21 protein-coding genes are annotated in these 19446 nt (G+C 41.5%); 10 read left to right on the top strand and 11 right to left on the bottom strand.

The annotated features are described in order from the left end of the window. Positions 1-25 precede the first annotated feature (25 nt). The 3 genes from DP117_RS12125 to DP117_RS12115 all read right to left on the bottom strand — a co-directional run bounded on the left by DP117_RS12125 (position 26) and on the right by DP117_RS12115 (position 2687). Positions 26-718 (bottom strand): hypothetical protein, encoded by a 693-nt coding sequence (locus DP117_RS12125; RefSeq protein ID WP_169218559.1) that lies wholly within the window; start codon positions 716-718, stop codon positions 26-28. 282 nt (positions 719-1000) lie between these two features. Continuing rightward, on the bottom strand, positions 1001-1639 hold the full coding sequence (locus tag DP117_RS12120) for a hypothetical protein (RefSeq protein ID WP_248277639.1): 639 nt from the start codon (positions 1637-1639) through the stop codon (positions 1001-1003). 481 nt (positions 1640-2120) lie between these two features. Beyond that, positions 2121-2687, bottom strand: coding sequence for a metalloregulator ArsR/SmtB family transcription factor (locus DP117_RS12115; RefSeq protein ID WP_169218558.1), 567 nt, complete (start codon positions 2685-2687; stop codon positions 2121-2123). A gap of 214 nt (positions 2688-2901) precedes the next feature. Between DP117_RS12115 and DP117_RS12110 the strand changes: the two genes are divergently transcribed. Continuing rightward, the gene (locus DP117_RS12110; RefSeq protein ID WP_169218557.1) at positions 2902-3078 is read left to right on the top strand and encodes a helix-turn-helix domain-containing protein; all 177 of its coding nucleotides are present in this window, start codon (positions 2902-2904) and stop codon (positions 3076-3078) included. Positions 3079-3692: 614 nt separating this feature from the next. Here DP117_RS12110 and DP117_RS12105 read toward each other — a convergent pair. From DP117_RS12105 to glpX, 4 genes are all read right to left on the bottom strand, one after another. Continuing rightward, positions 3693-6626, bottom strand: coding sequence for a UPF0182 family protein (locus DP117_RS12105; protein WP_169218556.1), 2934 nt, complete (start codon positions 6624-6626; stop codon positions 3693-3695). Between the two features lie 84 nt (positions 6627-6710). Further along, the gene (locus DP117_RS12100; protein WP_169218555.1) at positions 6711-7286 is read right to left on the bottom strand and encodes a Uma2 family endonuclease; all 576 of its coding nucleotides are present in this window, start codon (positions 7284-7286) and stop codon (positions 6711-6713) included. A gap of 368 nt (positions 7287-7654) precedes the next feature. After that, complete coding sequence (locus DP117_RS12095) at positions 7655-8941, bottom strand: glutamyl-tRNA reductase (RefSeq protein WP_169218554.1); 1287 nt, start codon at positions 8939-8941, stop codon at positions 7655-7657. Positions 8942-9138: 197 nt separating this feature from the next. Then, positions 9139-10179 (bottom strand): class II fructose-bisphosphatase, encoded by a 1041-nt coding sequence (gene glpX / locus DP117_RS12090; RefSeq protein ID WP_169218553.1) that lies wholly within the window; start codon positions 10177-10179, stop codon positions 9139-9141. Positions 10180-10483: 304 nt separating this feature from the next. Between glpX and DP117_RS12085 the strand changes: the two genes are divergently transcribed. From DP117_RS12085 to grxD, 8 genes are all read left to right on the top strand, one after another. Beyond that, positions 10484-11017, top strand: a complete 534-nt coding sequence (locus DP117_RS12085) for a hypothetical protein (RefSeq protein WP_169218552.1) — start codon at positions 10484-10486, stop codon at positions 11015-11017. Positions 11018-11450: 433 nt separating this feature from the next. Then, complete coding sequence (locus DP117_RS12080) at positions 11451-11678, top strand: hypothetical protein (RefSeq protein ID WP_169218551.1); 228 nt, start codon at positions 11451-11453, stop codon at positions 11676-11678. Between the two features lie 208 nt (positions 11679-11886). Then, positions 11887-12201 carry a glutaredoxin 3 gene (gene grxC / locus DP117_RS12075; RefSeq protein WP_169218550.1) on the top strand — a complete coding sequence of 105 codons (315 nt, stop codon included), beginning with the start codon at positions 11887-11889 and terminating at the stop codon, positions 12199-12201. Positions 12202-12219: 18 nt separating this feature from the next. Then, a complete protein-coding gene (gene tadA / locus DP117_RS12070) occupies positions 12220-12705 on the top strand; it encodes a tRNA adenosine(34) deaminase TadA (protein WP_169218549.1) in 486 nt (161 codons plus the stop codon). A 111-nt stretch (positions 12706-12816) separates the two neighbouring features. Continuing rightward, the gene (locus DP117_RS12065; RefSeq protein ID WP_169218548.1) at positions 12817-13590 is read left to right on the top strand and encodes a 1-acyl-sn-glycerol-3-phosphate acyltransferase; all 774 of its coding nucleotides are present in this window, start codon (positions 12817-12819) and stop codon (positions 13588-13590) included. 380 nt (positions 13591-13970) lie between these two features. Then, complete coding sequence (locus tag DP117_RS12060) at positions 13971-14618, top strand: hypothetical protein (protein ID WP_169218547.1); 648 nt, start codon at positions 13971-13973, stop codon at positions 14616-14618. 239 nt (positions 14619-14857) lie between these two features. Beyond that, the gene (locus tag DP117_RS12055; protein ID WP_169218546.1) at positions 14858-15109 is read left to right on the top strand and encodes a BolA family transcriptional regulator; all 252 of its coding nucleotides are present in this window, start codon (positions 14858-14860) and stop codon (positions 15107-15109) included. A 94-nt stretch (positions 15110-15203) separates the two neighbouring features. After that, positions 15204-15527, top strand: a complete 324-nt coding sequence (gene grxD / locus DP117_RS12050) for a Grx4 family monothiol glutaredoxin (RefSeq protein WP_169218545.1) — start codon at positions 15204-15206, stop codon at positions 15525-15527. Between the two features lie 221 nt (positions 15528-15748). On the opposite strand, the gene DP117_RS12045 is transcribed toward grxD, so the two are convergent. After that, positions 15749-15991: a DUF6761 family protein gene (locus tag DP117_RS12045; RefSeq protein ID WP_169218544.1), complete on the bottom strand. Its 243-nt coding sequence runs from the start codon at positions 15989-15991 to the stop codon at positions 15749-15751. Between the two features lie 559 nt (positions 15992-16550). Here DP117_RS12045 and DP117_RS12040 point away from each other — a divergent pair. Next, on the top strand, positions 16551-17318 hold the full coding sequence (locus DP117_RS12040; RefSeq protein ID WP_169218543.1) for a response regulator transcription factor: 768 nt from the start codon (positions 16551-16553) through the stop codon (positions 17316-17318). 87 nt (positions 17319-17405) lie between these two features. On the opposite strand, the gene DP117_RS12035 is transcribed toward DP117_RS12040, so the two are convergent. The 3 genes from DP117_RS12035 to DP117_RS35375 all read right to left on the bottom strand — a co-directional run bounded on the left by DP117_RS12035 (position 17406) and on the right by DP117_RS35375 (position 19257). Next, entirely contained in the window at positions 17406-18209 is an 804-nt protein-coding gene (locus tag DP117_RS12035; protein ID WP_169218542.1) for an ATP-binding cassette domain-containing protein, read from the bottom strand. A 136-nt stretch (positions 18210-18345) separates the two neighbouring features. Then, positions 18346-18912 (bottom strand): hypothetical protein, encoded by a 567-nt coding sequence (locus tag DP117_RS12030; protein ID WP_169218541.1) that lies wholly within the window; start codon positions 18910-18912, stop codon positions 18346-18348. A gap of 84 nt (positions 18913-18996) precedes the next feature. Further along, positions 18997-19257: a hypothetical protein gene (locus DP117_RS35375; RefSeq protein WP_211176060.1), complete on the bottom strand. Its 261-nt coding sequence runs from the start codon at positions 19255-19257 to the stop codon at positions 18997-18999. Positions 19258-19446: the final 189 nt, after the last annotated feature.

The following is a 19446-nucleotide window of genomic DNA, read 5'->3' as shown; positions in this document are numbered from 1 at the left end:
TGATACCTTCATTGTTGATTATCCATCAAAATTTCACTCGCAATTTACGAGAAAATGCTGTCGCACCAAGTCCCAACAAAGCAAATACTGAAGAAGCTTCCGGGATTGATTTGGCATTTCTCTGAACTCCAGTCCAAACTCCCTTAGTTTCGAGGAAATTATAACCCATGAAGTTACCAGAAGAATCTGTTCTAGCAACAACTTCTGTTTGCTCCCAAGTTCCCTCACCTAAAAATTCTGTACTCCCCCCACTCATACTGAACCTTGTGTAAGGACCAAATGGACCTACTGTAACATCGTTTTCTATTAGCTGCCAAGAATTTACGATGGATACGGGTATGACAGAACGAACACGTACTGATTGTCCTTTGGTTGATTCAGAGTTATTGGGAACCCACCAAAAAGTTCGATTACGAAAATCTTTTGTACCCCATTCCAAACCAGCAACATTTACAGAAAAGCTATCAACAATGCCAGTTACTGATATTGTTGTTGTCCCTGTTCCAGTAGTGGGTGTAAATGTGTTAAACGTAACTATAGCCGTCTTTTCTGGGTCATAACTAAACTCTCCATTTCCGATTTGTTCACCAGAATCATTGAAAAAATTCAAATCCCAAAAGACGGATGCTGCTTGCACTGGTTTAATTTGTGTTGCAGTCAAGCTCAAAACAATACCCGCACAAGTCGCAGCCATTTTTTTCAACAAATTGTCATTCATTTGACTCCCAAAATCCAAAATATTTCTGACATTTTTTCAATTAACTCAAACACATAGCTAATGTGGGATGGGCATTACCGTTCCTTACCCATACCCACCTTACTGATACTGCCTTCCCGGACTCAAGAGAAGGCTCAAAAACAAGGTGCGGAGCTACCAGAATCGCTCCGCCTAGTCCAATCTTGATCAAATCTCCATCTGTCAATGCTCCGCGAAGGACTTGCACTCTATTGATTTATGGAGATAGATTCTGTGTTCTGTGTTCTATTTTCTGCGTTCTTCTTAAGCATCAGCCCGACTGGGATACCTTTGGGTAAATCCTAAAGTAGAAGTCGCTGCTTGCGCAGTTAATTGACTAACAGTTAATTGACTAATTGTTATCGGTTGAGCCTCATATTCTGTACTTGTAATCACCAGTGGTTTGGTAACGGCTTGAGAATATGTGATGTTGTCTCCATTTTTTGTCGAAACAGTTGGAGTAGCCTGTTTAGCAGAACTTACATTTTGAGTAGAGATGGCTGCTGGAGTAGAGATAGCAGCTTGAACTCTGCTTTCATCTTCGTCTAAAAACCATCTGAGTTGAGAAAGCATCGGATTAGATGGTGAAACTTTCAGCGCCTGAATTTGAGAGTCTTTTTCCGAAACCACCTTTTGGAGATTAGACAACTCTTTTTCTAACTCGGAAGATTGACGTAAAGATTTTTGCCATGTCCACAGTATGACACCCGCAAATCCCAGTCCAAAACTGAATCCAGCTCCGACTCCGGGAGATACAAAATCCTTTAGTTCCCCATAGAACATCTCTTGATCATCTACTTGCACCTTCACAGGCTTAGATCCTTCCAAGGCTATGAGTAACATGAAGGAGGCAAAAAGCGTACCTGAGATTACTAAGGTCGGCAGTAAGATTTTTTTGAACATAACGAAAACCTACTGATATTTAGTGTGAAGACAACTTAATCAAAATTAATCAAAAGCCCGTATCTATAGTCAGATGCTATACCTGCCACCTAAAAAATTTAGAAATTCTAAAACCAAGGCAACAAACAGATACGGATTATACTTACTTCTCATCCAAAGTTAGTAAATTTGTTGAATATTTGCTTATATATTTTTGATGAAGTCTGCCACATTTTTGTAAATTTTTGGTAAACCCACCCTGATTTCTATGTAATTTCACTTAAAAAAGTATTGTTATTTACATTAATTGATTGAGTACACAGACGATTCCTATAGACTGGGTGATCACACCGAATCTCTTATTCCCAGTCTCTGCCAGAGAATACCTATAGGGAGTCTCAATGATAAAATTTCATCGCTGGCTCAAGAGCTGTTGAGCTCTTGAGCTTGTCTGAACGGATAAATTTCTTAACTCAAACCGTATTGTCTTAACACTGACTCGTTATTCTTGTACAAAACGCCAATACATCCCATTGTCCTTTAGCATCAACTGGTAGCTGATAAGCTCTTGTCGCAAAGTGGCGTAGTCAGGATGGTAGCACTTGAGAATTTCATTGAGTGTGTGCTCTGGGTATTTCACTCCCTGCTCAAATTTACTTGCTAACCATTTGAGAATCACTAACCGCTTTTTGCGGTTAGCAGGAATTTCTTTGAGGCGGTTACCTTCAACATAGGTTTTGAGTACTTTGCTCTCCCAGGCTTCAGTATCCACGTCTTCAACCAAAGAGGCTATTTTTTCAAGCGTACACATCTGTTTGCCCATGCTTTGCAAAGCTTGATTATCTAGCTGATAAAAACGAGCATTGCCCTCCGGGCGCATAGTCACCAAATTGAGTTCTTTGAGTTTTGCCAAATGATGCGATATCGTCGGCTCTCTAAGTTGTAGTAGCGCCGCCAACTCCTCAACGCTACACTCCTGATTTGCCAGGATACCTAAAATTTTGAGTCGGCTTTCATCTGCTAACGCTTTAAAAAAACGTAGCAGAATTTTAAACTCCTCATTGTTCATCTTTTGTTATGATCTTCTTAGATATCGATCTAATTAGGTTTACGTCAAATTGTTGTGCTGTTCTTCTTTGAGCAGCACTCGCTTGGTGTTTGAGATTTGTGAAGTTATGTTAATTCTGTTACGAATTACGAAGAAAAATAAGATTTCTTAAGTAGTTCTTTACATTTCACCTTGTTTGGTGGGTTTCAAAACTAGGAGAACAGGAGGATTGAATATGCTTAAGCGTGGCATTTCACTTGTACAAGCAGCAAAATACCTACAAGTAGAACAGTCAACTCTTTACATGGCTTTGCAGAAAGGACAAATTCCTACTCGCAGAAGAAATGGACGAACTGTAGTCAGTGAAGGAGCTTTATTAGATTATCGAGCGAGAAAACAGCCCTTACTATAAGAATTTCAAAATGTACAATTAAAAATTTCAACAGGAGAACTCAGGAGTCAGGAGCCAGAAGTCAGAATGAACTTCTGTGCGACTGGCGGATGAGTAAGGGGTTTGAATCCCCACTGTCTACACGGTGTCCACAGTTGGTTGGGGTTTGAATCCCCATCCAATCATATTGCTGAATCAAGAATTGCTGTCTTCTGACTTCTTCTTCAAATTCTTTAACAGTTACCAGTTATCAGTTATCAGTTTGAAGAAGTATTCAGTATTGCTGAATCCAGAATTCAGAATAGAAGAATCAATTAACTCTTTTATTCTGACCGGAGCTCCGGAGGCTGGTGGCTCCGCTCCTGACTCCTGACTCCTGACTCCTGACTCCTTCACTGTGTACTGTGTACTGGTCACTGTGTACTGTGTACTGTTTTAATTGCTCAATGCATGCTCAAATGAGAAGCGCTATAAAAATGCGGTTCTTCCTTTGGAAATTATTAGCATTATTGTGCCTAATTGCCATACAGCAAGCGTTCCAACTCGTCTTTGATCATTACATAGCCTCAATAGAATCAGAAGGCAGCAGGCCACTTTCAGGCGTTCCCATGCAAAGCATAAGAACGAGAAGTTGGTTACTTTACAGGACGAATAATTGGGGGAGTTGTAGGTTTCTTTTCTTGAAAAATTGCAGCAAAAGCTTGTTCCAAAGTTTCTGCCATCACAATCCGGTTATTGTAAGCAACAATTACCCTAACAAGTGTTGGCAAGCTATTTTGCTCAGCTTCTAAATAAAGAGGTTCAACATACAATAAAGAACGTTCTACCGGAATGACTAACAGGTTTCCTTGAATTGCTCTTGAACCCTGACGATTCCAAAGAGAAATTTGCTGGGAAATGAGTGGATCTTGATTAATCAAAGCTTCAATTTGTTCTGTTCCATAGACTAACTGCTGCTTTGGAAACTCGTAGAGCAACATTTTACCGTATTGTTGACCATCAGAACGTGCTGCTAACCAAGCAATTAAATTTGCCCGTTGTACAGGCTTGAAGGGTAGTAATAAAATGAACTCTTCTGATTGTGCTTGAGGAAGTTTCATAATTAGGTAGTAAGGCTCTACCTGTTGCTGTTTACTACCGTAAATCTCGTCGGGTATTTGCCACAAGTCTTCTTGGTTATAGAAAACCTGTGGATCTGTCATATGATATGTTAATAATCGCTCAGATTGAATACTAAAAAAATCTTGTGGATACCGAATATGGCTACGAAGAGCAACGGGCATCTCATCCAGAGGTTTTAGCAATCTGGGGAAGATCGCTCCTAAAGTATGAATAATTGGATCTGTTGGATCGGCAATGTAGAAATTAAGACTGCCATTGTAGGCATCAATGACAACTTTTACAGAATTGCGAATATAGTTAAATCCATTTTTGCCTGGGTCAGAATAAGGATAGCGATCGCTCGTGGTGTAAGCATCAATCATCCAGTACAAAGAAGTCTTCCCACCTTTGATATCTGTTCCTCCCCCATCAGCCGCAACCAGATAAGGATCGTTATCGTAACGTAAAAAAGGAGCGATCGCCTGGACTCGTTCTTTAATATTACGGCGATACAGCAGCTTTGTTTGCGGTGTAAAATTACGCGTCAGCAGCATCTGCCAATCTTTCAAATACTCAGCAAATACCAAGCGCCGCCACATTGCACCAATCGAGATTCCTCCACGTCCATCGTAAACGTTATAAACGTTGTCATATCCACTCGGATAGTCCAATTCCTTGGTTTTTGTCCCCGTCATCACATAAGTATTGGTGATTTCGCCATAATAAATGCGCGGTTGAGCAATGGGAATACTTTGCTCAACTGATTCATTCGATATCATCAACGAAGCTTGGTTATCTGCGTCATCAACTCCAATATCTTTGACGTAGTAATAAGGTAATCCGCCGGGAGCAACAACATTCACCGGACTAAGTGTAAAACCGTAGCCATGAGTATAAATAAGACGCTTATTGATCCATGTCTGTGCTTGTGCAGGAACATCACCATAGTCTAGTTCCCGCGCTGCTATGATTGTCTGTTGCTTTTCAGTTTTTTCGTCCTGTTTTAGCGTATAACGGTCAATGTCAGCGCCAGGAAACTTGTAATAAGGTCGGATTTGTTGCAACTGGCGGTTACTTTCCAGAAGAGGGCGTGTATCCCACAACCGGATATTGCGAATTGTCAGGTCATTTTTTTGCAAATCAGTCGCAGTTAGTTGACCTCGTGGATCAAAAGTTCTCGCTTCGATAGCGTTTAAATGAAAAGCTTCTCTGGTGAAGGTAATCGTGCGCTCAATGTAGGGACGTTCACGAGTCAGTTCATTTGGTTGCACAACCAAGCGTTGTACTGCTGAGGGTAAAATTTCTCCAGAAACCGCCGCCACAAAAATGTATAGTCCCAGTGTGCAAATGAGTTGAGGTGGATAGGGAATTGGTTTAAAGCTTGTTTTCTTTGCTCTAGATAAAAGAATAATTTGCAGTAGTAAGTAAATGGCGATCGCCACTGCTAAAAAACTCAACCCAGTATAAATTGGCAATAGCACCTTAACATCGGTGTAGCTAGCACCATAAATGACTCCACGGGTGGAATACAAAAGTTTATATCTTGCAATCCAATAATACAGAGCAACTGCCAACATGAATAAAATACTTAAGGCCTTCAAGTGGAGTCGCTGCGGTGTAGAAAACCCTACAAATCTTCCTTCACTCAGAGTATTTGCCGAACACAGGTAAATGAGAGTGACTGCAATGACGCCAAAGAGAAACAGCCCGACTAGCCAAAATGCCAACAGTTCCCAAATCGGCAGAGAGAATATATAGAAGCTAATATCTCGTTGAAATAGCGGCTCTGTGCGATGAAAACTAGTAGCATGAAAATACTGTAGAATTTCATCCCAATGTGCTGACAACAGAAAAGCTAGCAGTAAACAAATCAGGAGGGCGATCGCCCTCAAGCAAAACTCATGATAAATAATAATCGCAATTGTCAACACTACCAACAAAATTGACTGCACAATTGGCAGAGGAATCTGCTGTATATGCATTTGCTGCAACACCTGCTGTACCCAAGGTGTCAATGACAACTTCGTGCTAGGTAACTTAATATTGGGATGCCAAAAACTTAAGGCTTGCTGACCATAGTAAATAAGTATCAATCCTGCAACCGCACTCAGTACTATCACTGTTGGCAATAGCAAGCGTAATCCAAGTCCTGAATTTTGAATTTTGAATTTTGTTAGCGCAGCGGGACGCAGTTCATTTTGAATTGTCTTGTCCCCTTGTCCGACTAAGGGATACTTTAACTTAGAAGCAACAATAAAATTGCTGAATAAAAAGCCGACTGAGGTGAAAAAGACAAGTGCCCACACACCCAGTTGCGTCAACAAGCGCAACCAAAATTCTCGTAAATATCCAACTTCACTAAACCAGAAGATTTCTGCTGCTATGTGGGAAATGAAATCAAAAAACAGCCATAAACCTAACAGCAGGGAAATGAGTCTATAACTTCGTTTAAATAAGCCACTAGTCATCAGCCTATGACAATTGCATTACCCGACCCTTACTAAACAATCTTAACCATTAGCACCGATTCGCGATTTTACATTATTTAACTTCTACAATAACTTTGCTAACAGCAGTGTAAACCCAGGCACAACGTCTTCACCACTCAAAATTGCTGTAGCTGGATACTGGGTTATTGAACCATCCAGGCGATAAACCAAAGCTTGCTGATTTTGACACTCAATTAACCATCCCAACTTGACACCATTAGCTATATATTCCTCCATCTTTGCCTTGAGTTTTTCTAAACTATCGTTTTTAGAACGAATTTCAATCACAAAGTCGGGTGCTAGGTTGAGAAACTTGTCCTCTTGTTCATCCCAACCTTCGCTTAAGCGTTCTTTAGCCACAAAAGCTGCATCAGGGGAACGTACAGCAGCATTGGGTAATCTAAAACCCGTACTTGAACTGAAAACTTCACCTAAATCCTGATTTTCTACCCAATTAAGCAGATACGCTCCTGCCTTTATTTCTCTATTTCCAGAAATCCCCCCAGTCGGTGGCATAGTTTCTAGTGTTCCATCAGCATTACGTTCAAACTGAAGTTCTGGGTTTTGCGAACTCATGAGCATAAGTTCTTCATCGGTGACAGTATACAGAGACTGCACCTTGACTTTTTTGCTGTTCATGACAATGTCATCAAGCTTGATATACAGTTCAATTCTAGGCGTTGCTGAATTCTCGTCGTGAAATGACAAAATCACAATTCTCAAACACTAGAACACCGATTCACTAATCCCACGCAACCCGGTTTCTGTTACTGAGAAAACCGAAATTTCGTTGACTCAACGATGAAGTTACCGGGTTTTTTAGTCACATGCATGAATACTGAATCGGTGTTCTAGTTCCGGTGTGCCCTGTGTGCTTAAGAGTGCGAAACTCAACTCATACTGTCAACCATTAAGCCCATCCCCACCCTGTAGAGAGTGGGGAACTCCGTGGAATTATTTAACTACTGGAGCGTGGCGGTAACTGACTCGGCAGCAGTACTAGTCATTTAGCTAAACTGTTCGCCTGCATCTAGGTTAAACAACATTTGTAAAGTTTGCATACAGCGGCGTCTTGCCTCAACATCTTGCTGAGCTCGCAACTGTACCATTGGATCATGTAAAATTTTGTTAACAATTCCTTTTGTCAAAGCTTCGATAACTTCTTGATGTTTTTCAGCGAATTCTGAACCTAATCTCGACAAAGCTTTTTCCAGTTCTTGTTCGCGGATAGTTTCAACTTTATTCCGCAAACAGCTAATAGTCGTGACTGTTTCAAGCGATCGCCACCAAACATCAAAAGCTTCTGTCTCCTCTTCTAAAAGTCCTTCTGCTTCCTGCGCCATCTTGCGGCGACTCTCTTGGTTTTGTGCAACAACCGCCTTTAAATCATCCACATTAAACGCCTGTACGTTTGCCAATGTATTCACATCCGCATGAACGTTACGTGGCACAGAAATATCAATCAATGTCAACAGTCGGCTAGGTTCCAAAACCATCTCTAATTTAGCTCGGTCAAGAATCGGCTCTGTTGCTGATGTACTCGTAAACACTAAATCACTATCGGTTATTACTGTTATCATTTCCGAAAGCAAGCAAGTTTTGATCGGTTGTCCGGGGAACTGCTTTGCCAATTCCTCCGCCCGTCCGAGAGAGCGATTTAAGATACAAATTTGTTCAGCGCCTTTAGATAGTAGGTGCTGTACTAGCAACCGTGACATTTTGCCAGCACCCAATATTGCCACTCGACAAGCCGTTAAATTTTCTAATTTCATCTGCGCCAACTCCACAGCCGCCGAACTGATGGAGACTGCGCCAGTGCCAATGCTAGTTTCAGTGCGAACTCGTTTGCCTGCTGTAATGGCTTGTTTAAATAAGCGATTTAAAACTGTTTTTATACCGTTGTACTGTTGTCCTAGCTTGTGAGTGTTTTTCACTTGAGCCAAGATTTGACCTTCTCCCAAAACCAGGCTATCCAAACCAGCAGCAACACGCATCAAATGCATGACAGCATCTTGATGGAGTAAAACAAACAAATCTTGTCGTAAAGATATGACTGGTAGTTTACTGTGTTCACTAAGAAACTGAGTCACCTCCCGAATACCCTGTTCGGTTTCTTGAGCGACAATGTAAATTTCCAGACGGTTACAAGTGCTTAATATTGCGACTTCTTCAATATGAGGATAGCTGAGCAAGTGCGCGATCGCACCTTCAGTTTGTGGTTCTGGAATACTCAGTTTTTCCCGAACTTCTACTGGGGCTGTTTTATGGCTTAACCCCACCACTGCTATATTCATTTGCTAAATCTTAGTTACTAATTGGGAATAGGGAATCGGGAATTGGGAAAAGGGTAAAGGGTAAAGGAATATTGCGTTTGACACAATCGCGCAAATGTAAAGATAGCATCTCACAAAACTCAAAAGTCCAAACCAAAAGCATTTTGAATTTTGAATTTTGAATTTTGAATTCCTCCCTTCTCCCCTTTCCCAAAAATTTAGTGCAATTGCAATTCCTTAGGTTGTTTATCAAGCATGTGGATAGTGTCCACAAATCGGGCAGTACGCGATTGGTTGGAAATGACCAAGCTTTGAGTTCTTGCGCCTCCGTGGAAGAAGCGGACACCTTGCATGAGGTTACCAGTCGTAATTCCACAAGCCGCGAACAATACAGTTTCACCAGATGCTAGTTCATGAGCATCGTAGACCTTATCGGGGTCATTGATATTCATAGACTTCAACCGGTCGATGTTAGCTTCCTTGCTTTCGCCAATTAAACCAGTCTTGACGATCGCAGGATCGTAAATCAGTTGACCTTGGAAGTGTCCACCCAAAGCACGCATTGCGGCGGCGGAAATAACGCCTTCTGGGGCAGCACCAATTCCCATCAGGGCATGAATGTTAGTTCCAGCGAAACCACAAGATATGGCTGCGCCTACGTCACCATCAGAAATCAGCTGGACTCTCGCTCCTGCGTCCCGGATTTCTTTGATCAAGTCGTTGTGGCGTTCACGCTTCATCACCACAACAACAAGTTCGTCGATCGCTCTATCTAGACACTCAGCGAGAATCTTCAGGTTTTCAGTGGCAGATTTATCGATGTCCACCTTGCCCTTAGCCGCTGGGGGAGCTGCTAGCTTCTTCATGTAGAAGTCGGGAGCGGCAAATAAACCACCTTTTTGGGAAATTGCCAAAACAGCCATTGAGCCTGGTTGACCGTAAGCTACAAGGTTAGTACCTTCACAGGGGTCAACAGCGATATCAATTTCAATCAGTTCATCGGGGTTGCAAAAGTTTTTGGCATCTGGCTGGCTGCAAATACCAACTTCTTCCCCGATATAGAGCATGGGAGCATCATCGCGTTCGCCTTCCCCAATCACGATCCGACCGCGCATATAAATTTTATTCATTCGTTCCCGCATGGCTTCTACAGCCACTTGGTCAGCCGTATTTTTTTCACCTTTTCCCATCCAGCGTGCGGATGCGATCGCCGCTTGCTCGACGACTTCAATAATTTCTAACCCTAGTGTATTTTCCACAAACTCTGCCCTCTCGGTTGCTTGATTTTGCGTCGTTCCAGAAACCTGTTTCAGTTTTCAAGTCTACCAAAGGGCGGATACCTATGGGGATACCTATGGAAAATAGTATTAACTAGAGCCTATGTTAAGTTTTACTGCTAACGGCGGATATAAAGTCACACTTATGGCTACGGTAACCCCTAATATTTTGAGCCTCGTTCAGAGCAGTAGATATTATATCAGAAAATGACTACATTTACCATTTATCAGGAATAAGCTTAAGTCAAAATGAAGATTAGCCTACAACTGTAAACTAAAACTTTTTATGAAGGTATTAGAATCAACCCAGGAATTTATAGAACGCCATCCTCTTAGTTTTCTTTTCTTTATTTTAGGTACACTACTGATTCTTTTAGGAGTCACTGATAAGCTTAACTTACCAGTCTTCAAACAAATTGTTTCCAATGGAGATTATCGTTTAGCTTCCCTCGTGCTTGGTGTCATTTTTCTCCTTGTAACAATTTTTCTCTATTATCTTCCTCCTCAGGGAACAGCAGTTATTCCTAAAGAACTAAAAAAGACTTTTTATGAGCGTGAAAATAGCCTGAGCCCTACTCAGCAGCAAATTCTTAATTTTATCAAAAGACGAAACCGGAACAGTAATTCGAGCATACAACAAGAGATACTTGAGCAGGAGTTCAAAGGCAGAAGTGGAGCAGAAATATTCTTCCGACTAGAACAACTCTATTTACTAGGATTTTTGGAGAAACAAGAAAATGGTACATCGTCAAATGGTATTCCTCGTTTTATATATCGATTATCTTCTAAATACCGCAAAGAAATAGGTAAACGAGACTAACTAGAAACGGTAAAGTTTCTGAGTGGCAAACAACCACTAATGTCAAATTTATAAATTCCTCCACAGCCTCTAAAGCTTGTAGCATCGCTTTCTGAAGTTCTGTTAAAGATGTAACACCAATGATGTTCATGCCCTCGTAGAGTCCGTCAAATATCAGAGTTTTTTGACAACGATCTATTTGTAAACAGGACTTACGCACGAACAACGTAATCATAGTCCGCAGCGACCGGAGGGAAGCAATCGCAACCCACTGTTTTTAGTAGCGCGTGCGTAAGTCCTAGTAAAGTGGGTCAATTCTATTCATAAGTAAAAGTTACCAAAAAATTATAGAAATTTCTGGCGAACTTTACCTGAAATTGAGCTGAGTTTCGCTGTATCTACTATTGCCAACTCATTTTATGCCTGATGACGTGAAAGTGACGGAGAAATTTATATGTCAATTGAAATATTAATAGCATTGTCTTCTTATCTTTTGGGTGTCGTTATCCAATGGGTTGGATTTAGACAAAAATTAAGGGAATTAGACGAATACACAAATTTTCCTATAGTTTGGGCTGCAAAAATAGTCACAATGATAGGTTGCTTTCTGGAAGCTTTGACATGGCCTTATAGTCTGATTTTAGAAAATGAACTTATTTTAGAGAAAGAGAATACTAAGTAAAAAAATCTATTATTTGACGTAAAATCCGTATCAAGATGCACTCAAAGAGCCTGCCTCCGCAGGCGTAAGTCTCGTGTAGCCTTAAGCTTCTGGGCTAAGGGCAAATAAACTGCATTTTTAGGTTACTAATCTCTATTTGTGCCAGCAATGAATTAGGCTAAAGACAGATGAATCATGATTGATTTACAAAAATAATCTTACAGATATTATGTTGAATTTTCTTAATACTCTCCTAAATCGCCATCCACAAGCCGTTAAAGCCAATGTGGAAATCTACACTTGGCAAACTTGCCCATATTGCATCCGCGCCAAGATGCTGTTGTGGTGGAAAGGTGTCAAGTTTACAGAATACAAAATTGATGGAAATGAAGCAGCCAGAGCAAAAATGGCAGAACGTGCGAATGGACGCCGGACGGTTCCGCAAATTTTTATTAACAATCAGCACATCGGCGGTTGTGATGACCTTTATAAGCTAGACACGCAAAGTCAGTTAGACCCCCTTCTTGCTCAATCGGCTGTTTAGCTGCTCACCGATAAGAATATGCTCATCGAGTATTCAGAATATCTCATACATCGTCAATGGATGAGTCGCGCCTTAGAGTTAGCGCAAATAGCCGGTGATGCAGATGAAGTTCCTGTCGGTGCTGTTGTGATTGATTCGTCTGGAAGTTTAATTGCAGAAGGAGAAAATAGGAAAGAACGTGACAATGACCCGACAGCGCACGCAGAAATTATTGCTATTAGAACAGCTGCTCAAAAGTTACAAACTTGGCGTCTGAATCAATGTACCCTTTACGTCACTCTGGAACCGTGTCCAATGTGTGCAGGTGCTATTGTACAGGCACGTATAGGACTTCTAGTTTACGGCGTGGACGACCCCAAAACTGGTGCCATTCGTACCGTTGCTAATATACCCGATAGCGCTGCTTCCAATCACCGCTTGCGTGTCATTGGGGGTATTTCAGAATCCTCCTGTCGTCAGCAATTACAAGCTTGGTTTGCCAATCGACGACATTTTTCTAACTAACGGACAGAGGTAAAACTGTCCAACAGACGCTACACAAGTCACGGAAGAAAACCTACGGTGTAATTAACAGAGTTTTGAATGTATTCAACCTAACAGCCAGTCGCCACCGTCATGATTGAGTTAAACTCTTCCTCCGATACTTCCTGTAATGATCCAGCTACTACAACAGAAAATACCAAGGTGGCTCACATTAGAACCTCTGAGATTTCTCCTTGGTTAAGTCCTGTGGTGTATTTCTTGGGAGGTCATGTTGTTCTACCATTTTTCTTTGGACGTATTAAAGTCACTGGACAAGAAAATCTTCCTAAAACTGGTCCTGTTATCCTTGCTCCTACGCATCGAGCACGTTGGGATTCGTTGCTATTACCTTATGCAGCAGGTCGCTGTGTCACTGGACGAGATTTGCGATTCATGGTCACTATCACTGAATGCCAAGGGTTGCAAGGCTGGTTTGTTCGACGCTTAGGGGGGTTTTCTGTAGATCCTCAACGCCCCTCAATTACGACTCTGCGTCATAGCGTTGAACTCCTTGAACAAGCAGAAATGTTGGTTATTTTTCCAGAGGGGGGTATTTTTCGCGATCGCAAAGTTCAACCGTTAAAACCAGGAATTGCTCGTTTAGCTTTGAGTGCTCAATCCAATCATCCTGGATTAGACATAAAGATTGTACCCGTCGGCATCAATTACAGCGAACCTTACCCGACATGGGGTACAGATGTGAGTATTCACATCGGATCTTCAATAAAAGTCGCAGATTACGCTAAAGGCTCGTTAAAACAGGATGCCAAACGTCTGACTGGTGATTTGGCAATAGCACTCCAAAAATTAAGCTATCAGGAATTAGAAATCACTCCTCGTGCATTTGCAGAAATTGCAAATAGTTAACCTAATGTGCAGTTTTGTGACACACTTGCTGATTGTTTGGGTAATTTCAGTCAATTTCTAAATCCTCTCAAAAATCATCGGTGATGTTAATACTAACCTGAATATCTGCAAGCAGACTGGAGTCGGCTATGTCAAGTATAGTTTTGATGCTTTGTTGATCACTTGACAATCAAAGTTGAAAAATCACCAGAATTTGTGCGTTCGTTCATAGCGGTAATTTAGTCGGTAGTATGCAGAAGCTATGGGAACCTGATTTTATTGATGTTCAGTCTAAATCAGAGAAGCCGAATGATAAAGCTTTGTTTTGTCAAAGTTCAAAACAGAGTTAAGATACCCGAAGTTTCCATAACTGTTTTTTAGTTATCTTTCTAAATGACCTCATGAACTTCTGTGCAACCGTTCCTATACTTCGCTTGACTGCCTTAGCAGTGATAGCAGCACTGAATTTGTTATCACCTGTTAATGCTCAAGTACAGCTACCCACTGGCTCTAGCCAACCACAACCCATAGATCCGAACGATCCAAACAACCTCCGTCCGACAGCACAAAATAACAGCCTGTTGAGCCTTGACGGAGGGAAGCGTCTGATGACAGAAGCAAGTAATGCAGTTTCTTCCCAAAACTACGACACAGCCGCAAAGAAACTTCAAGAAGCACGAGCTGTCTTTAATCAGCTCTCTAATTTTTATCAAGAACTAAATTCTAGTTTTTCTGGAATTGACAATAGAGTTGCTGATGCTCAACGCAAAAAAGCGCTGGAAACTGCCCAAATGCGAGATGAAGCCACCTACCAGCTAGCATTGGTACATAGAGCGCAAAACAAGCCAGAATTAGCTGTACCGTTACTTGTGCAAATCGTTAAGAGTCAAAACCCAACACGTGATTTAGGTAAAAAAGCTTATCAGCAGTTATTAGAATTGGGTTTCGTGGATGCTCCTTTTTCTAGGGGAGGTAGCAGCGCGTCCTCTTCACCTTCTCCTTCTGCCTCTCCTTCTTCCTCTCCTCAAAAGAACCCTCAAAAGAAATAATCAAATTGCCTCCGTCGTTTGCTCACCACTGCCTCTAATCCCTAGTTGTCATTCAGCCGAGTGATCGGATGAGATTATTGGGGGTGGTGAGATGTTCTTATACTGCTGAGTTATAGAATTGTGTCCCTCATAAGGAAATTGCACGCCAAGCAAAGCGTGTCAGTAAAACATATTTTGAATTGCTCAAAGACGGGAGGAGTTACAATCCCTATTAGGGATTGAGAAAATCAGGAATTGCGATGATAAGTCCGCAGCAAGTAGAGGAAATGATTAAGGTAGAACTGCCAGACGCCCTAGTTCAAGTACAAGACTTGACTGGAGGCGGTGATCACTATCAAGTGACAGTCGTTTCATCGCAGTTTGCAAATAAAGGACTGGTACAACAGCACCAGTTAGTTTATGGTGCGCTTAAAGAAGCCATGTCTAGTGAAGCGATTCATGCTTTAGCACTAAAAACGTATACCCCCGATGCTTGGCAAAACAATCATTAGTCATGAGTCATGAGTCATTTGTTAGGACTAATGATGCAAGGCAAAAGACAACATCAGCAATTAAACTAAAAGCAAATCAGGAAACAAAAAGACGATGACGCCAGAACTCAAAGAGCGAATTGATAATTTGCTACAACAAAACAAAATTTTGGTTTTCATGAAGGGAACCAAGTTAATGCCTATGTGTGGCTTCTCTAACAACGTCGTCCAAATCCTAAATACATTGGGAGTTCCTTTCGAGACAGTTAATGTTTTGGATGACTACGAAATCCGTCAAGGAATTAAAGACTATTCCAACTGGCCAACAATTCCTCAAGTCTACATCAACGGTGAATTCGTTGGTGGTTCAGACGTCCTCATTGAACTGTACCAGAAAGGCGAATTGCAGCAAATGGTAGAAGTCGCACTCGCTTCTTAAGAGTTAGTTCTTAGCAAAGACAGTCCTGAGTGCTGGGTTTTGAGTAACCAGTGAGGTGATTAATCAACTCACTTTTTACTCACGACTCGTTACTCAGGACTGTTTTGCTGTAATTGTAAAGAAATATGTCCAAAAGTTCTCACGCTGCCATGCAAATAATTGGGTTGTGATATAATCATCTGCATTGACGTACGGGTACTATTGATAACAAAAGTCAGATATTAATAGTAATCCGGTTGTAGTTGCGTCATTGTGAAGTTTGAAACATCGTGCAAGTAGCGATTAGCCTCCTCTTCTAAGCGATGAATCAGATAAGGTTCAATGGCGTTACCGTGTTGCAGTGCGGCTATATAGCCATCCAAATACATCCGCATATCATCCATGCGATAACCGCGATTCCACAACTCGACGAAGGCGTCAGTTAGTCTTTGGTAATAGCGAATGGTTTGTGTGTCTTGGAGCATAACTGCTGTTGGAAAACTATCTGGAATAGAGGATTGTAATTTATTCGAGTTCAAATGGGAAGCCTTACTTTTAGTTTGGCATTCACTAAAAGACGACATTCCCTCCTAAAGGAAATCTCTAGAGCAGCTACAGATTATCTCGATCCTATTCCATAAAACGGGGAATATGATTATCCGGTAAGTTATTGTTATAATTTCCTTAACCAATAACCTAACTGCCTTGGAAAGTGTGAGTACCAATCTGTACCACGATATCGGATATGGTTTGACTGCAAATTTGAAGATTTTTTTGGTAAAGGTTAGCTTATTGAATGGCACTCCTTCGTTAAATAGCACCCAGTGTAAGGCAGGGTTTGTAATCAAAAGCATTTTTGCCAAGTCTAACAAAAATTTAAGAATATTACTAAATTGGCTTTGGGCAAGCCATTAATTAAACGCCTTGCCAGTATTGTTATTAGTAAATATGAATCCAATAGCAATTGAGGTAACAAGGATTACAAAACCTAAGACATAGGCTTTGTTACCTTGAAATTCATATACGCTAAGGGGTCTTGCCACCGTGGGTTCGGTTTGTATTGAAATCGTTGAGGGAAATCCCCATCTGAGGTCATTGCTTGGCTGGCACTTGCAACAACTGGACTATCGGGTGCATCAAGCCGCGAGTATTTATCAAGCCAGAGAAGTGTTTTTAAGCCATCAACCAACATTAGTTATTCTTGATGCCGACTTACCTGATGGTGATGGCATTGAATTCTGCCGTTGGTTACATCGTCAACAACAGCCTCTCATTCTAATGCTATCTGCTCGTAATAATGAAGTTGATATCGTCGCTGGTTTAAAAGCGGGAGCAGATGATTACCTTTGTAAACCTTTTGGTATGCAGGAATTTCTTGCACGGGTTGAAGCACTTATTCGTCGTAAGCGCACACCTGTTGCACCAGCTTATTTAGATTATGGTTCCTTGCAAATTGATTTGGTACAGCGTCGCGTTCGCTTTCAAGGAGAGTTTATCGATTTAACACCTCAGGAATTCAGTTTGCTCTACGTTTTAGCACAAGCTGGAGGAGTCCCTTTAAGTCGATCAGAACTGTTACGCCGTGCTTGGCCTGATGCTATAGATAATCCACGTACCATTGATACTCATGTTTTATCATTACGGAAAAAAGTCGAATTAGACCCCCGTCAACCTAGTTTAATTCAAACTATTCGCAATGTAGGATACAGATTTAACATGGAAATTTTAAATGCTAATATTTCACACTCACCAACAAAGTTACCAAAAGAAAGATTCAGCAATCAACGTTCGACGCTGAGTACTCAGCGGTGAAGGAGGAATAGGGAAAATTCAAAATCGCGCAGCGTTGCGAGTGTTTGCGCAGCGCCCCCAAAGGGGCTAGCGAAGCAATCTCAAAATTCAAAATCCAAATTCATCTTGGGCTTTTGCTTGCGTTAAGTTTTCTTTTAAGTTAACCCAGCTGATTTCAGACGCGTCTTGATTGACAAGTAAGCGACCTTGCTGTAAGTACAACAGCCGTGTGCAAAACTTCTCAGCTAACTCTAGCTGGTGATTTACCATAAAAACTGTTGTTTGATAATTTTGAGGAAGCTGGCTGAAAATTTCCACCAGACGCTCAGCCTTATCTATATCTAAAGCAAAGGTTGGTTCATCTAGCAATAAAATTTTCGGCTGAATAACTAACGCACGGGCGATCGCCACAAGCTGTTTTTGACCTGCAGAAAGTTGCACCTCAGTCCGCGTTAGCCATTCATCTGGAATTTGCAACTGTTCTATCCAGTGACTCACGCGTTGCTCAATTGTTTGTTTGGGGACACCACGCAAAACTAGGGGGTAAGCCAATGCTTCTTGCACAGTCATTCCCAATAGCTTGGACTCTTGGGGTACCAGTGTTACAATAGAGCGTAGTTGCAACACAGGAATTTGAGCATACTCCTGAGCTTCCAAATAGATTTTACCGCTTGTGGGTGTACTCAGACGGTTCAGCAGGCGCAATAAATGAGTTTTCCCGGCTCCAGATGGTCCGACAACGGCAACACGTTCTCCTTCCAAGACTTCAAAGGAAATATCCTGTAAAATTGGATATCCTGCTTGGTTAGCCTTAATCTGGGTTTTCAAACTGGCAAAAAGACTGACTTGTTCCAAGCGCAGTTGTGGTTTAAGGGTGAATTTTCCCGTCTGCGCATCTTGTTGAGTTTCCAAATTAAACCTTTGTGTAAGAATTGTCCTTTGAGTTTCACTCGAAATCCCTACAGGGAAATTAGCTCATTCAAAAATGATTTTGAATTTTGAATGAGCGCGCAGCCAGAGTCATCGGTTGCTGACTTTGTATGACACTTTAAGTTATCTTGCCCAGTGATAAAGCTGTGGCGATCGCCCAGCCATCAACCAATAGCAAAAATAGCGTCAAAACAAGTAAAATTAAATACATCCACGGTTGTGCTAAGGGATAGACATCTGTTGTATCTATCCCTGTTTTATCTTGCACAAGTTTTACCAGACGGGCAAACCCGACTACACGCATGGGTAGTAAATAAGCTTTTCTTTCTGGAGTCAGGAAGTAATAAACGATCCCTCCTTGACCAGTTGTGCGGGGTTTTAACTCTTTAATTTCAGACCAAGGTAAAGACCAGCCTTTGCGGAAAAAACGCGGTACCCACTGAGGATAAGTCACTTGAATTCCCTCGTTATCTACAATAACGCGTTCACTCAACGCTGCATACAGGGCAATAAAACCCACGATAATTCCCACCCATAACAATGTTGGTGGTACGGGTGCGGCTGTTACTTGGGACAGAAAAGGTAATGGTGTAGTCAGCGCCACATACAGACACAAAAGTGTGATTCTAATCAAAGGAGAGAGTCGAAAAACAGAAGATGAGTTATCAGTTGAGTTTGCTGTCACGGCTCTATCATGATCGTTGTACTTTCAATCAATACTAACTGGTAATGATAGAGCCACAGTTGTTAGTGTTTGCGACTCTTGTTCTCAAGCGTTGCTAGATCCAAACCTAGCCAACAACTCTTCTCGGGAGAATTCCAACAACAAGCGGCTATACTCTTCTGGTGGTAACTGTATTAATGCTTCAACCACTCCCAACAGTTCTGCATCCAGAGTTCCAAACCGGACTCTCAGCAAATTTTCTACAACTAGGCGTTGTCCTTCTTGTCGTCCTTCTTGTCGTCCTTCTTGTTGTCCTTCTTGGAGTGTAGCTTCGCGCCATTCCAAATACGCTTGTGACAAGTTCATAATTAACTCCTGATCATCTTCAGTTAAATTTCTTTGATTAATTACAGTGATACGCCAACTCGTAAGCAGTTGTTGGACGTTCTGACGTCAAGGATTATTTCTCGCAAGTGCAAGTAATTCACTAACGGCTTGGCGCTGGGTTTCTCCTTTACCTAAAATCCTTAGCTCAAACAAAAAGAAGCCCCACAT

The organism is Brasilonema sp. UFV-L1 (assembly GCF_012912105.1).
GTDB lineage: Bacteria > Cyanobacteriota > Cyanobacteriia > Cyanobacteriales > Nostocaceae > Brasilonema.
The sequence above is the reverse complement of the archived record's forward strand: the minus strand, read 5'-3'. Positions and strand labels throughout refer to the sequence as shown.

Coding starts and splice junctions, on each gene's coding strand:
- DP117_RS12045 (WP_169218544.1), bottom strand. CDS start 15,991: ATGCTCCAAGACACACAAACCATTCGCTATTACCAAAGACTAACTGAC.
- DP117_RS35375 (WP_211176060.1), bottom strand. CDS start 19,257: ATGAACTTGTCACAAGCGTATTTGGAATGGCGCGAAGCTACACTCCAA.
- DP117_RS12105 (WP_169218556.1), bottom strand. CDS start 6,626: ATGACTAGTGGCTTATTTAAACGAAGTTATAGACTCATTTCCCTGCTG.
- tadA (WP_169218549.1), top strand. CDS start 12,220: ATGCTCATCGAGTATTCAGAATATCTCATACATCGTCAATGGATGAGT.
- DP117_RS12085 (WP_169218552.1), top strand. CDS start 10,484: ATGAAGGTATTAGAATCAACCCAGGAATTTATAGAACGCCATCCTCTT.
- DP117_RS12125 (WP_169218559.1), bottom strand. CDS start 718: ATGAATGACAATTTGTTGAAAAAAATGGCTGCGACTTGTGCGGGTATT.
- DP117_RS12115 (WP_169218558.1), bottom strand. CDS start 2,687: ATGAACAATGAGGAGTTTAAAATTCTGCTACGTTTTTTTAAAGCGTTA.
- DP117_RS12080 (WP_169218551.1), top strand. CDS start 11,451: ATGTCAATTGAAATATTAATAGCATTGTCTTCTTATCTTTTGGGTGTC.
- DP117_RS12095 (WP_169218554.1), bottom strand. CDS start 8,941: ATGAATATAGCAGTGGTGGGGTTAAGCCATAAAACAGCCCCAGTAGAA.
- DP117_RS12065 (WP_169218548.1), top strand. CDS start 12,817: ATGATTGAGTTAAACTCTTCCTCCGATACTTCCTGTAATGATCCAGCT.
- DP117_RS12110 (WP_169218557.1), top strand. CDS start 2,902: ATGCTTAAGCGTGGCATTTCACTTGTACAAGCAGCAAAATACCTACAA.
- grxD (WP_169218545.1), top strand. CDS start 15,204: ATGACGCCAGAACTCAAAGAGCGAATTGATAATTTGCTACAACAAAAC.
- DP117_RS12055 (WP_169218546.1), top strand. CDS start 14,858: ATGATAAGTCCGCAGCAAGTAGAGGAAATGATTAAGGTAGAACTGCCA.
- grxC (WP_169218550.1), top strand. CDS start 11,887: ATGTTGAATTTTCTTAATACTCTCCTAAATCGCCATCCACAAGCCGTT.
- DP117_RS12060 (WP_169218547.1), top strand. CDS start 13,971: ATGAACTTCTGTGCAACCGTTCCTATACTTCGCTTGACTGCCTTAGCA.
- DP117_RS12120 (WP_248277639.1), bottom strand. CDS start 1,639: ATGTTCAAAAAAATCTTACTGCCGACCTTAGTAATCTCAGGTACGCTT.
- DP117_RS12100 (WP_169218555.1), bottom strand. CDS start 7,286: ATGAACAGCAAAAAAGTCAAGGTGCAGTCTCTGTATACTGTCACCGAT.